At 69.5% G+C, this 13,534-nt stretch carries 13 protein-coding genes; 11 read left to right on the forward strand and 2 right to left on the reverse strand.

Annotated features, from left to right (window positions below):
- The first annotated feature begins 131 nt into the window (after positions 1-131).
- From ACFWV8_RS03440 to ligD, 3 genes are all read left to right on the forward strand, one after another.
- Positions 132-629, forward strand: coding sequence for an ATP-binding protein (locus tag ACFWV8_RS03440; protein WP_384197567.1), 498 nt, complete (start codon positions 132-134; stop codon positions 627-629).
- Positions 630-974: 345 nt separating this feature from the next.
- Positions 975-1,337, forward strand: a complete 363-nt coding sequence (locus ACFWV8_RS03445) for a WhiB family transcriptional regulator (protein WP_384197569.1) — start codon at positions 975-977, stop codon at positions 1,335-1,337.
- Positions 1,338-1,376: 39 nt separating this feature from the next.
- Complete coding sequence (ligD, locus tag ACFWV8_RS03450) at positions 1,377-2,345, forward strand: non-homologous end-joining DNA ligase (RefSeq protein ID WP_384197571.1); 969 nt, start codon at positions 1,377-1,379, stop codon at positions 2,343-2,345.
- A gap of 17 nt (positions 2,346-2,362) precedes the next feature.
- Here ligD and ACFWV8_RS03455 read toward each other — a convergent pair whose 3' ends face one another.
- Complete coding sequence (locus ACFWV8_RS03455) at positions 2,363-2,704, reverse strand: tetratricopeptide repeat protein (protein WP_329378185.1); 342 nt, start codon at positions 2,702-2,704, stop codon at positions 2,363-2,365.
- Between the two features lie 136 nt (positions 2,705-2,840).
- On the opposite strand from ACFWV8_RS03455, the gene ACFWV8_RS03460 reads away from it, so the two are divergent.
- The 5 genes from ACFWV8_RS03460 to ACFWV8_RS03480 all read left to right on the forward strand — a co-directional run bounded on the left by ACFWV8_RS03460 (position 2,841) and on the right by ACFWV8_RS03480 (position 9,885).
- Entirely contained in the window at positions 2,841-3,806 is a 966-nt protein-coding gene (locus tag ACFWV8_RS03460) for a pirin family protein (RefSeq protein ID WP_384197572.1), read from the forward strand.
- A gap of 81 nt (positions 3,807-3,887) precedes the next feature.
- Positions 3,888-4,379, forward strand: coding sequence for a DUF2975 domain-containing protein (locus ACFWV8_RS03465; RefSeq protein ID WP_384197574.1), 492 nt, complete (start codon positions 3,888-3,890; stop codon positions 4,377-4,379).
- Positions 4,379-4,600: a helix-turn-helix domain-containing protein gene (locus tag ACFWV8_RS03470; RefSeq protein ID WP_384197576.1), complete on the forward strand. Its 222-nt coding sequence runs from the start codon at positions 4,379-4,381 to the stop codon at positions 4,598-4,600. The genes ACFWV8_RS03465 and ACFWV8_RS03470 overlap by 1 nt, the downstream gene beginning before the upstream one ends.
- Before the next feature lie 179 nt (positions 4,601-4,779).
- Positions 4,780-8,577 (forward strand): S8 family serine peptidase, encoded by a 3,798-nt coding sequence (locus ACFWV8_RS03475; protein WP_384197578.1) that lies wholly within the window; start codon positions 4,780-4,782, stop codon positions 8,575-8,577.
- Positions 8,578-8,880: 303 nt separating this feature from the next.
- Positions 8,881-9,885 (forward strand): helix-turn-helix domain-containing protein, encoded by a 1,005-nt coding sequence (locus ACFWV8_RS03480; protein WP_384197579.1) that lies wholly within the window; start codon positions 8,881-8,883, stop codon positions 9,883-9,885.
- Between the two features lie 33 nt (positions 9,886-9,918).
- On the opposite strand, the gene ACFWV8_RS03485 is transcribed toward ACFWV8_RS03480, so the two are convergent.
- The gene (locus tag ACFWV8_RS03485; protein WP_384197581.1) at positions 9,919-10,893 is read right to left on the reverse strand and encodes an NAD(P)-dependent alcohol dehydrogenase; all 975 of its coding nucleotides are present in this window, start codon (positions 10,891-10,893) and stop codon (positions 9,919-9,921) included.
- Positions 10,894-11,102: 209 nt separating this feature from the next.
- On the opposite strand from ACFWV8_RS03485, the gene ACFWV8_RS03490 reads away from it, so the two are divergent.
- From ACFWV8_RS03490 to ACFWV8_RS03500, 3 genes are all read left to right on the forward strand, one after another.
- Positions 11,103-11,552 carry a spore-associated protein gene (locus ACFWV8_RS03490; protein ID WP_384197583.1) on the forward strand — a complete coding sequence of 150 codons (450 nt, stop codon included), beginning with the start codon at positions 11,103-11,105 and terminating at the stop codon, positions 11,550-11,552.
- A gap of 332 nt (positions 11,553-11,884) precedes the next feature.
- On the forward strand, positions 11,885-12,691 hold the full coding sequence (locus ACFWV8_RS03495) for a hypothetical protein (RefSeq protein ID WP_384197586.1): 807 nt from the start codon (positions 11,885-11,887) through the stop codon (positions 12,689-12,691).
- A gap of 203 nt (positions 12,692-12,894) precedes the next feature.
- Entirely contained in the window at positions 12,895-13,350 is a 456-nt protein-coding gene (locus ACFWV8_RS03500; RefSeq protein WP_384197588.1) for a DUF5707 domain-containing protein, read from the forward strand.
- Positions 13,351-13,534: the final 184 nt, after the last annotated feature.

Below are 13,534 nucleotides of genomic sequence, written 5' to 3' on the forward strand. Positions count from 1 at the left end.
AGTTGCGCATTCGGCTCCGTCGGGTCAATCTTTTCAGTGACCCAGAAGTGGCTAACGCTCACGCTTCGTATTCGGGGGTCGTTGCAACAACGAGGTGAAGTACGTGGGCCTCTGTGTGAGGAGCCTCGATCATGACGATTCCACTGAGCCGTTACTACGTAGTGGAATTGCACGCCTCTCCGGAGCGCGTATCGCAAATCCGGCGCATTGTCGCCGCGCACCTTCGACACTGGAATCTCGACCGGCACGTCGACCCGGTCTGCTCGGGCATCGACGAACTGCTGACCAATGTCCACCGCCATGTCGGTGAGGACAACAAGTGCATGGTCGAACTCCGCTGGACCGGCCGGTATCTCACGGCCGCCGTCTCCGACAACGGTCCTGAGCTGCCCCGACTTCCTTCGGCCGGCTGCGGCGGACTGGCCAGGCTCGCCTCACTCAGCGACAGCTGGGGCACCTGTGGCACGGAGGAGGGCAAAGTCGTCTGGTTCACCAGGAGCGTCGAGGCGCCGCAGAACATCCTGCGCCTGCCGAACGTCCCGGGCGGCGGGACCGACGCGGCGGCGAAGGAGCCGACTCCGGCCGTGACGCTCGCGCCGGCGTTCGCGCCGTCCCTGGCCTCGGCCTGACGCAGTTCAGCCCGTAACGCGTGGTCCGTGTCGGGCGGGAGACGTCGGGTACGCGCTCTGACACGTGCCCGTGCCCGCCAATGCCAAGGAACCAGAAAGAAGGAGCTGGCCATGGAAATGGAAAGAGACCAGGGCCCGAGGGGCCTCATAGGGACACTCGGCCGATCGCCCAAGCGCGAGGGGCGGTTGCGCACGTGCCTGCCGGCGCGTGTCACGGCGCGTGAATACGAGGCCAGAGACGGCCAAGGGCGCCAGGAGACGGTGGATCAGGACTGGAATGTGGTGCGGGGAGAGGACTGAATGACTGCGCGGTCGCACGTCGATCAGACGGGAACAACGGAATCGATGGGAACGGCGGGAACGGCGGGAACGACGGACGGGAGCCGGACAGGCTCCGGCGCCGAGGCGTGGGAATGGCTGCGGGACGCGGCCTGCGCGGGCGCCGATCCCGAACTGTTCTTCCCGGTGGGGGATTCCGATCCCGCCGCCGAGCAGGTGGAGCGCGCCAAGGCGGTGTGCCACGGCTGCCCGGTGGAGAGCCGTTGTCTCGAATGGGCGCTCAACACAGGCCGTACGTCCGGGGTTTGGGGCGGTACGGACGAGGAGGAACGCCGCCGGCTGCGCCGCAACGAACGACGCGGGGTGCCCGCGCCGCGCGGCAGGCAGTCCTCGGGGCCGGGCGGCAGGCGCCGGCCCCGTACCCACTAGGCCCTGTCCGGTGGCCGTGGCCGAGGAGGCGTGAGCGCGATGAGTGCGGACTCCGGTAGCGCGGGGGAGGGGAGCGTACGGGCGGGCCGCCGGACCGTGCGGATCCACCGGCCGCGGAAGGTCCTCTTCCCGGCGACCGGCTCTTCCAGCTCCTCCGGGTCCTCCGGCACCAGCCGGGGGAGCGACCTCACGAAGGCGGACCTCGTCGAGCACTACCGCTCGGTCGCCCGCTACATGCTGCCCGAACTCAGGGGCAGACCACTGATGTTGGAGCGCCACCCGGACGGTCTCGAAGGGCCGCGCTTCATGCAGAAGAACATCCCGGGCAACTATCCCGACTGGGCGCGGCGGGCCGAGATGCCGAAGAAGGGCGGGACCGTCACGCACCCCGTGTGTGACGACGCCGCGACGCTGGTGTTCCTCGCCGACCAGGCGACGATCACCTTCCACCGCTGGCTGTCACGGGCGGACCGCCCCGACTTCCCGGACCGGCTGGTCTTCGACCTGGACCCGGCGGACGGCGACTTCGAGCCCGTACGCGCCGCCGCGCTGCTGCTCCGCGAACTGCTGGACGAGCTGAGGCTCCCCGCGATGGCGATGACGACGGGTTCCAAGGGGCTGCATGTGACCGTCCGGCTTGACCGGCGTACGGCGTTCGACGACGTACGGGCCTTCGCCATGGACGCGGCGCGCGTACTGGCGGCCCGTGATCCGGACCGGCTGACGACCGAGCAGCGCATGGACGCCCGCGCGGGCCGGCTCTATCTGGACGTCCAGAGCAACGCGTACGCGCAGACGGCCGTCGCGCCCTTCTCCGTACGCCCGAAGGAAGGCGCTCCGGTCGCGACGCCGATCAGCTGGGACCAGCTGACGGATCCGGCGGTCACGGCGCGGCGCTGGACGGTGACGAACGTACTGGAGCAGGCGCGCACCCGCCCCTGGTCGGACATTCCGGCCAGGGGCAGGTCACTGGGCCCGGCGCGACGACGGCTGGACGCCCTCCGCTAGCGGCGCCGGTCGCGCGTCTACGCGAACTCACCCGCAAGCGCGGCGGCCATCCGCAGATGCGGTCCGGCGTCGCCGTCCCGCCCCTGCCGCTCCAGCGTGCGGCCCAGCATGAGGCGCGCGTACTGCTCGACGGGGTCCCGCTCCAGCACGGCGAGCAGCTCGGTCTCGGCCTTCCGGAGCCGGGCGGAGTGGTAGTACGCACGGGCGAGGAGCAGCCGGGTCGAGACCTGCTCCGGGGCCTCGGCGACGAGCCCTTCGAGAATGCCCGCGGCCGTGACGTACTCCTGGGCGTCGAAGAACTGCTGAGCACGTGCCCAGCGCTCCGCGGCGGTCCCGAAGTCGTAGTAGGTGTTCTTCACTTGCCCTCCCTTGGGGCCCGGCTGATCGCTTACACCACCCCACAACACGATGAGGTGGTTGAACATTCCACTACCTACGCGACCGTTATCGCGTGGATGCTGCCCTGGGGTGCCGGACGGGATTAGGTTGGGCGCCATGAGCAATCTTGATCGTCAGGCGACGCTCTCCGTCTGCGGCGGCCGTGGCTTCGTCGTCGCCGAGCCGGTGCGCGAACTCCTCAGCCCCCGACACGTCAAGCTCGGCGAGTCCACGGAAGTACGCCGGCTGCTGCCCAACCTCGGGCGCCGCATGGTCGGCGCGTGGGCCTTCGTCGATCACTACGGCCCCGACGACATCGCCGACGAGCCCGGCATGCAGGTGCCGCCCCACCCGCACATGGGGTTGCAGACGGTCAGCTGGCTCCACGACGGCGAGGTCCTGCACCGCGACAGCCTGGGCAGCCTCCAGACGGTACGCCCCCGAGAACTGGGCCTCATGACCTCGGGCCACGCGATCAGCCACTCCGAGGAGAGCCCCCGTTCCCACGCCCGGTTCCTGCACGGCGCCCAGCTCTGGGTCGCCCTCCCGGACGCCCACCGCGACGTGGACCCGCACTTCCAGCACCACGCGGACCTCCCCGTGGTCACGGCCCCGGGCCTGACGGCCACGGTCATCCTGGGCACCCTGGACGGCGCCACATCCCCGGGCACGACGTACACACCCCTGGTCGGCGCCGACCTCACCCTCACCCCGGGCACGGACGCCCGCCTGCCCCTCGACCCCGACTTCGAGTACGCGGTCCTGGCGATGTCGGGCGAGGCGAGGGTCGACGGCGTCCCGGTCCCGGCGGGCTCGATGCTCTACCTCGGCTGTGGTCGCACGGAACTTCCCCTCCGCACCGACTCCGAGGCGGGCCTGATGCTGCTCGGCGGCGAGCCCTTCGAGGAGGAGATCGTCATGTGGTGGAACTTCATCGGCCGCTCGCACGAGGAGATCGAAGAGGCCCGAAAGGCGTGGACGAACGAGTCCCGCTTCGGCGAGGTAAAGGGCTACGCAGGCACCCGCCTTCCGGCTCCGAACCTCCCGCCGACGGCCCTCAAACCACGCGGCCGAGTGCGCTGACCGCCCGCTCTCCGGCGCAGCTCTTGCGTGACCTATCGAGATTCGATAGATTTCCATCGTAGGTCGATGGAAGGATGGGTCATGGGAAAGCTGACAGTACGTGCGCTGCGCGCCGTGCTCGTGGTGGTGCTCACCGGCACCGTGTTCGTGCAGGCATTGATGGTGTGGGCGTTGGTCAGTGGGAGTGACCCGGAGGACGGGTCGCTCCCACTGACCCCGCTGCGCGTGATCACGATCCTGGGCATCGGCACGGCCCAGGCCGCGCTGGTCTGCGTATGGCGACTGGTGACGATGGTGCGACGCGGAACCGTGTTCTCCCACGCCGCCTTCCGGTACGTGGATGGCATCATCGGCGCGATCGTCGCGGCTGCCCTCGTGTGGTTCACGGTCACGGCCCTGAACGCGCCCGGCCAGCGGGACGACCCGGGCGTCACCCTCATCATGGGCGGGATCGGCGTGGCCATCCTGGGAGTCGCGCTCATCGTGCTCGTGCTGCGGACGCTGCTCGCCCAGGCCGTCGCCCGCGACGTCGAAGCGGCGCAGATGCAGGCCGAGTTGAACGAGGTGATCTGATGCCGATCGCCGTCGACATCGACGTGATGCTGGCCAAGCGGAAGATGTCCGTGGGCGAGCTCGCGGACCGCGTAGGGATCACGCCCGCCAACCTGGCGGTACTCAAGAACGGCCGCGCCAAGGCGGTGCGCTTCGCGACGCTCGCCGCGCTCTGCGAGGTGCTCAAGTGCCAGCCGGGCGACCTGCTTCGCTGGGAGGCCGAGGACGCCGCGGACGAATGAACCGGGCCTGTCGCGACCGCCTCAACTCTCCGAAACGCGGCGCCCCCGGCAGGGCCGCGTGTCGCCGTTGGGACATGTCCCACCTGTGCCACCGGAATTCAGTGACACCAATCCGCCTTCACAGGAGTCTGTGCGGCAGGTGAACTCCTCACTTCGCGCAACGGAAGGCATGGCACCAGATGAGACGGATCCGCCTTGTGGCGGCCATATCGGCGGGACTGACTCTCGCCGCCGGCGCCGTGGCGCCGGTGTCGGCCACTACCAACGGAGTACGGGAGAAGCCGGCGGCGAGCGGCGGGGCCGGGGCGGGCAGTGTCTCCGTGCGCCTCATCACCGGCGACCGGGTCACCCTCAGCGGTGGCGGCCAGGACGGCCGGGTCGTCTCGGTCGAGCCGGGAAAGGGCCGTAAGGGCATCATCTTCCGGACCCTTGAGGAGGACGGCCGACTGACGGTCCTGCCCTCCGACGCCGGGGAGCTGGTCTCCGCCGGGCGTCTGGACAAGAAGCTGTTCGACGTGACCGCGCTCGTCGCGCAGCGGTACGACGAGGCCCATACCGCGGAACTCCCGCTGATCGTGGCGGGCACCGACGGGGTCGCGGACTCCGCGGTGCGACGGCTCACCGCCCTCGCCGACGACGGTTCTCCCGGCCGGCTCCTGGACAGCATCGACGCCCGGTCGGTCAGTGTCTCCTCCGACGACCTCGGGGCGTTCTGGAAGCGACTCGCGCCCACCGGGCCGACGATGAACGCCGCCGCGGTCACCGCCACGCCCTGGGTGTGGCTGGACGGGCGCGTGAGCGCGTCCCTGGACCGCAGTACCGCCCAGATCGGGGCCCCCGACGTCTGGAAGTCCGGTCTGCGCGGTGAGCACGTCAAGGTGGCCGTCCTGGACACCGGTGCCGATCAGACCCACCCCGACCTGGCGGGCCGGATAGCCTCGGCCGAGGACTTCTCCGGCAGCTCCGGAACGGGCGACGCGTTCGGACACGGTACGCATGTGGCCTCGATCGTCGGCGGCAGCGGCCAGGCGTCGGGTGGCACCCGTCAAGGAGTCGCCCCCGCCGCCGAGTTGATGATCGGGAAGGTTCTCGGCGACGACGGTTTCGGAACCGAGTCCCAGGTCATCGCGGGGATGGAGTGGGCCGCCGCGCAGGGGGCCGATGTCGTCAACATGAGCCTGGGCTCGGACGCTCCGAGCGACGGCAGCGACCCCATGAGCCTCGCGCTGAACGAGTTGAGCGAGAGCAGTGACGCGCTGTTCGTCGTGGCCGCGGGCAACAGCGGCCCCGGAACGGGGACGATCGGTTCCCCCGGCGCCGCGGATGCCGCGCTCACGGTCGGCGCGGTGGACCGGGACGATTCGCTGGCCCCGTTCTCCAGCCGTGGTCCCCGGGCGGGGGACGACGGTGTCAAGCCCGACGTGACGGCCCCCGGCGTCGGGATCGTGGCGGCCCGCGCCACGGGCACCGCCATGGGCGATCCCGTGGACGAGAACTATGTGGCGGCATCGGGGACGTCGATGGCCACGCCCCATGTGGCGGGAGCCGCGGCTCTGCTCGCCCAGCGGTATCCCGAGTGGTCGGCCGCGCGGATCAAGGACGCGCTGATCAGTACCGCGCGCACCGTCGCCGGCCAGCAGGTCACCGAACAGGGTGGTGGCCGTATCGACCTGGCCGCCGCCGCGCTCGGTCCGGTGACAGCCACCGGCACCGTCGCGCTCGGCCCGTTCGAGACCGGTACGGGGGAGACCCGTACCAGAACGCTGCGCTACACCAACACCTCCGAGAAGGAGGTCACGCTCTCGCTCGGTCTGAAGCTGGCGACCACCGGCGGCCGGGAACCCGCGGCCGGTGCTGTGCGCCTGGGCGCCGACTCCGTACGGGTCGGGCCCGGCTCGACGGCCGAGGTGCCCCTCACCGTGGACCCCGTCCGCGCGGCGCAGGGCGACTACTACGGGCACGTGACGGCGACGCCGTCGGACGGTTCGGCCACCGTCCACACCACGGTGAGCCTGGTCGTGCAGGGCCCCACCCACAAGCTGACCGTCAGGACGTACGACCACGAGGGCAAGCGCGTCCAGGCGCTGCCGACGATCTGGGGCGCCAACGGGTTCGTGGGGTACACCGACACCGAGTCCGCCGTGGCCGAGGTCGAGGAGGGCACGTACCAACTCGACTACTCCACCCTGGACAAGGCGGGTGACGGAGAGGAACTGCGTCATGTCGTCGTGCCCGAGGTGAAGGTCACCAAGGACATGTCCGTCACCCTCGACGCGCGCCGTACGACGCTGGTCGACATCCGCACACCACGCCCCGCCGAGCAGCGGGGCATCATCAGCTACCAGACGTACCGGAAGATCGACGGACACGGCCTGATCCAGGGCACGATGTACTTCGACGTCGCCAAACGCCTGTACGTCAGCCCCACCCCCGCCGTCACGGACGGCACGTTCGAGTTCGCGTCCCGCTGGCAACTCAGCGCGCCTCTGCTGGAAACGACGGTGCCGGGCACCGAACTCGACCTGAACGCCTACTACATGCCCACCTCGCCCCTGTTCGACGAGCGGGGCGAGCGTCTCACCGCCGTCGACGCGGGCGACGCCAAGGACCCCGAGTTCGGGAAAGCACGGGGCAAACTCGCCGTCGTCACCAACGAGGAGGGCGAGGACGAAGGCGAACTCGCCAAGAAGGCGGCGGCGGCCGGTGCCCGTGGTCTGATGCTCGTCCACTTCAGCGACATCGCCTGGACCCGCTGGCGGCCGGACGGCGAACGCCGGGCCCTGCCCACCGTACGGGTCGGCGCGAAGGTGGGCGCCGAGCTGCTGAAGCGGATCGACAAGCGCTCCACGTCGGTGCGGTTCACCGGCACCGCGCGCAGCCCGTACCTCTACGACGTCATGCAGGTGTCCTCCCAGCGGATTCCGGAACGTGTGGTGCACACGGTGTCGGAGCGCAACAGCGCGATCGTGCGCACCTCGTACGCCGACAACGGCGGATCACCGTGGGCGGCCGAACAGCGTTTCGCCCGGCGGCCCTACCAGGACGCGGCATGGCTTCAGTACACCCGCCATGTGCCCACCGGCTTCGAACGCACCGAGTACGTCAGTGCGGGCGACACCAGCTGGCAGCATCTGGTGCACCACGAGACCACTTTCGATGTCGACACGCCGCTGAACGTGGGCATGAGGGACACGGCCCGCACCTACCGGCCGGGTGAGCGCACGTCCGAGGTGTGGCAGGGTGTGGTGGTCCGGCCGTCCATCCCGCGCGGCACGAGGAACCCGTCGGTCCGTGAGGGGAACGTGCTCTCGCTGCGGATCCCGGAGTTCACCGACTCGACGGACGGGCACTGGTCGCGGCTCGCCGCCGACAGCGGCGGGATCGGCACCTCCGGTCAGGCGCGGAACGCTCAGCCGGGCGACACCGCGGCGGCCGTGCTGTACCGCGACGGGAAGAAGACCGCCGAGGCCGAAAGCGCCTGGACGGACTTCACCGTGCCGTCCGGCACGGCCGACTACCGGCTGGACCTGACGACGTCACGGGTGTCCCCCGAGTGGGCCTTCGGGACGGCGACCGAGACGTCGTGGTCGTTCCGCTCCGGGGCGGCGGGTGGGACGGCGGCGCTGCCGCTGCTCCAACTCGACTACGACGTACCCGTCGACGTCCGCAACTCGGTCGGCCCCGGCCGGTCCCACTCCGTGGGACTGACCGTCCGCGCCCAGGACGGACTGGCCGCGCCGCGCGGTGTGAGCCTCGATGTCGAGGCGAGTTACGACGACGGCGACAGCTGGGAGCGTGCCACGGTGAAGAGCCGCGGATCCGGCGCCTTCTCGGCGAAGATCGAGGCGCCGAAGCGGCAACGGGGCGACGCGTACGTCACGTTGCGTGTCACCGCGAAGGACTCCGCCGGCAACCGTGTCCGGCAGACCGTCGAACGCGCGTATCTCCACCGCGGCCAGGGCGTGTTTGAGAAGTAGCGTCGTCCGCCCATTGGGCGGGGCCCACGGCGTCTGGTGCGTGCGATCGCAAGGCGGAGGATCAACCCCGTAGATGGACCGGACGTACTTGGATGACTCCGACAACGCGGCGAGCGCGCGTGCCAGGCGTCGTGGGCCAGACGGGACTTCTAACACGCCCTAGCGGGGAGTCGTCGCGCACGGGTGGGCAGGCGGTGGAAGCCGTCTGCCCATCGGTGTGCTGTGCACACGATGCAGTACGGTATTCAACGTTCGAGGGTGCGTGAAGTGAGCGCGTGGGGGCCGAGGTCTCAGGAGGGCGCAGTGGCGCTGGAGGCCGCCGGGGTATCGGCAGTCGAGGAGGCCGTCTACCGGCTTCTCATCACGACGGGTCCGCTCAAGGCCGCCGACGTCGCCGAGCGCGTCGGTCTGGAGGTCGTGGAAGCCCGGAGCGTGCTGACCGATCTCGCGGCCAAGGGCATGGCCAGCCACACCGACGGTGTGCCGCGTCAGTACCGCGCGACACCCCCGGACGTGGCGCTCACCCCCCGGCTGAAACGTAACTCGGACGCGTTGGACCGGGCCCGCGTCGAAGTCACCAGTCTCCTGGAGACCTACCGGGACACCGCACGCCGGCAGGACGCGGGCCAGCTCATCGAGGTCATCACCGGCGGCGAAGCCCTGCGCCAGCATCTGCGGCAGATCCAGGCGAGCGCGCGCGACGAGATGCTCTGGTTCTGCAAGGCCCAGTACGTGGCCATGCCGTCGGGCAGCAACGACGCGGAGTTCGACGCGCTGGGCCGGGGCGTGACCTACCGGGTGCTGTACGAGAAGGCCTTCTTCGACGACGAGGGCGCGGTCGACAACGTCGTCGAGGGCGTGCGTGCCGGGGAGATCGCCAGATCCGTACCCCATCTGCCGCTGCGGCTCGCCGTGGCCGACCGTGCCATCGCCGTCTGCCCGTTGGTGCCCGGAGGACCGCAGGGCAGCCCCGACGAGCCGACGGCCGCGCTGGTCCGGGACAGCAACCTCCTGGCCGCCCTCATCGCCCTGTTCGAACGCTACTGGGAGGACGCCGTCCCGCTGGACGTCGACGACTCCGGGGCGGTCGCGGGGACGGACGGAGCCGGCGCACCGGACCCGCTCTCCTCCATCGACAGACGGTTGCTGTCCCTGCTCGTGGCGGGCGTGGCCGACAAGGCGATCGCCAGCCAGATGGGGCTGAGCCGGCGCACCGTGCAGCGCCATATCCAGCACATGATGGAACTCGCCGGAGCGACCACCCGTATGCAACTCGCCTGGCAGGCGGCCAGGCGGGGCTGGCTGTGAGGGGCCGGCTCGCAGGGCAGGGACGGCGGTCCGTCACACGGTGATGACGACCTTCGCGCGCGCGTGCTCCACTTCGACGTACCCGATGGCCTCGGGTACCTCGCTCAACGGATAGGTCCGGTCGATGGCCGGGGCGAGCTTCCCGGACCCGGCGAGTTCCCCCAGCGCCGCCAGGTTCTCCTTGCCCGGCGTCGCCGTGAGGACGAGCAACTGGTGGTGGACGAAGCGGGACATCACGTGGCCCTTGAGGATGAGACCCATCGGCCCGAAAAGACTCCCGCCTTCGAATACGCCTCCACCGGAGAGAACGAGCCTCCCCGCAGGTGTCAGCGCACGCCGGCACTCGGTCAGCGAACGGTTCCCCACCAGGTCGAACACGACGTCGTACCGCTGTCCGTTCCGGGTGAAGTCCTCCACGGTGTAGTCGATGAGGTGATCCGCGCCCATCGACCGGACCAGTTCCAGGTTTCGCGTACTGCAGACGCCGGTCACCTCCGCGCCGAACGCCTTGGCGATCTGTACGGCGAAGGTGCCCACACCACCTGACGCGCCATTGACCAGTACCCGCTGTCCCGGCTGGACCTGTCCCAGGTCGCGCAGGCCCATCAGGGCCGTGTTCCCCGCCAGCGGCAGCGCGGCGGCCTGCTCGAACGACAGGTCGGCCGGTTTCGGCTCCACCACGTCTTCCGGAGCGGACACGTACTCGGCGAACGCCCCGTCGGCTTCGCCGAATACGTCGTCACCGGGTCGGAACCGCGTCACGTTCCTGCCCACCGCTTCCACCCGACCCGCGAAGTCCGTGCCCCGGATCTTCGGCTTCGGCCCCCTGAACCCGAACGTCAGGCGCGCCAGGTACGGGTCACCCCGCATGACGTGCCAGTCACGGGCGTTGACCGAGGCCGCGTGGACCCGCACCAGAACCTCATGGTCGGCGACAACCGGCTTGTCGACCTCCCTGAGCTCCAACACGTCGGGTGAGCCGTACCGGTCCTGGACGATCGCCTTCATCGGACCCTCCTGTGACACACGAGTTCGGTGCGATACGGATCGGCTGACCCGAAGTTCAGTACTACTCATGACGGTAGGCGAGCGACCTCGGTGCGGGTATCGGGGCGAATCCCTAGGTGACGCCGCGTCGAACCGAGTACAACCATCCGTGCCGTTCGGGGGTCTTCCAAGTGTGAGCAAACCGCTCTCGGAGTCGCAAGGGGGAAATAATGGGAATCAAGCGTAATGCCGCAACCGCAGGAGCGTTGACCGCGCTCGTCGTCGGCGCCACCGCCACATTCGGCGCCACCGCCCACGCCGCGCCCAACGTCACGCCGCAGGGGGTCTGCGGCAGCGCTTACAAGACCGTGAACTCCGCTCCTATCGGTTCGCAGGGCACGGTCTACCTCACGTACAACTCCGCCAACGGCAAGAACTGCGTCGCGACCATCCGCACCAACCCGGGCACCGCCAAGCTCATGTCGGCGTACATCTACGTGCCCGACACCGACGAGTGGGCCGAGGACTCCGGGAACTTCACGTCGTACGCGGGTCCGAGCCGCGTCTACGGCAAGGCCCACTGCGTCAGCTGGGGTGGCAACATCGCCAACGTGTACGTCTCGGTGGAGAACTCCAACTGCGCTGCCCTGAAGGAGCGCAGGGTCACCACCATCCGCTGACCCCGGCCCAGCTCCACGGCGACGGGTTTCCGCGCCACCCCTGGGTTCGGCCGGTCCGACCAGCTCTCCGATCGGACCGGCCGAACCGCCACGACCCCGGTCTACGCCCCCGCCCCGCCGGCCGGCGCGTACGCCGAAGAGATCACCCCGTACCCGGAGCGGGGCCGGATCACGCGGTGACGGACCTGACTCAGATGCCCTGTTCACCGCATGGGAACATACGTGAGCCCGTCTGGGCAGCAGTCCCTCGCTCCTGCGTTCACGGCGACTGTCGCGTGTGCGTGATGTCCGGGAGATTTCCATGCGTCCTCCATGTCCCTACCGTCGTTCCCGTGTCCTCGCCGGCCCCGTCGCTCTGCGCTGCCGCGCTCGCCGGTCTCGTCGGATGTTCCAGCGAGAGTGACCAGCCGCACGCCGGGGCCGGGGCCGTGAAGACGCCGCCGGTCCCCGAGGGCGATCTCGCGGGCACCGTGGTGGACGCGGTAGCCGCGACGCGGCGTACCAGTGCCCGGCTCGACCAGGAAATCACGATGAGCGACGGCAAACAGAGCCAACTCCTGCTCATCACCGGGCACTTCGACATGGCGGGCGACAGGGGCCGTCTCACCGTCGAGACGACCGACAGCGGTGGCGCTCACGCGGAGGAACTCTTCGTGGCCGGAAAGGTCTATCTGCGCGGCGTCAAAGGAGCGGCGGGCCCTTGGGGCTCCTTCGACCGGAACAAGAGCGAGGTGCACCTACCCCTTCGCGCACCCATGAACGATCCAGAGCACACGCTCGTCCAGGTAGGTATGGCGAAGAAGGTCTACTACCAGGGCGTCGAGAAGGTGAACGGTGCCCCGGCCAAGCACTATCGCGGCATGCTGGACCATGCGGCGATCTCGCTCAGGATCGCGGAGAGCGAGCGGGACGAAGTCAACGAGGACCGCGCGGCCAGGGGCGAGGACATACCCGCCTTCGCGGACGTCTGGATCGACGGAGCGGGGCGGGTGGTCCAGACACGGACGGCCCTCGGCTTCGGTTTCAACACCACAACCGTCACAACGGTCTTCTCCGACTTCGGAAAGCTGGTGCAGGTCACCGCGCCAGCGGCGATCGGCATCGTCCGAGTACCACCCTCGCACATCATCACCGGCTGACAACACCGGGAACTCGGCAGCCCCGGCCGGCGCCCCGCGCGACTGGCCTTACCAGGTCCCGACCGTCCAACAGCCGCCTCTACTCAGCCGGGTTGAGTGTCAGTACTCATGTTCGGTGCACTCTCAGGGGGCGACCATCGATGAACCGGCGGCGCGGAGAACGCCGGTTCCGATACCGCTGAGACGATGGTGGAGAGCCTCTTATGTCCCGACGTACCGTTCTTCTGTCCGTGACCGCCGCGGTCGCCGTTCTGGGGGGTGCCGGGACGTTCGCCCTCGCGTACGCCGGCGAGCAGCCGCCCACCCTGGAGCACAGCACGGCCCGCTACACAGCTCCCCACGGTGACCGTGACGGCTCGCTGGTCTTCACGACCGACGCGACGGCGTCCTCCGGTGTCACGGACGTCAAGGTCCTTGCCTGGCCGGCGGATTCGTCGTTCGCCGAGAAGGATTTGACCGTCAAGGAAATGGCCGCCGCCGAGCCGGCCACGTGCGAGCCCTCCGGCGGAGACACCGTACGCTGCACCTACTCTGTCGCCATAACCGGTGCCGACGCCGCCGAATCCCCGCGCGGACTCTGGCACGTCGCGGTGCTGGCCCGCGCCGGTGACGGTTCCACGACGCTCGACACGAAAGCGACGCGTTTCACCGTCGGTTGACGCCGGCCACGGGCGCCCCGCCCCTTGGGGCCTGACGGGAGGGCTTGGGGCTGGCCGACGCGGCGAAGAGTGCGTCCCCCTTGGAGGAGAAGTACCGGAAGAACGTACTGCGGGAGATCTCAGTGGTGATCGTGGGACGCTCGCCGCAGAACACGCGAGCCGTGGCGGGCGAAAGCTCGCGGTC

Source organism: Streptomyces sp. NPDC058665 (genome assembly GCF_042714995.1).
Classification (GTDB): domain Bacteria; phylum Actinomycetota; class Actinomycetes; order Streptomycetales; family Streptomycetaceae; genus Streptomyces.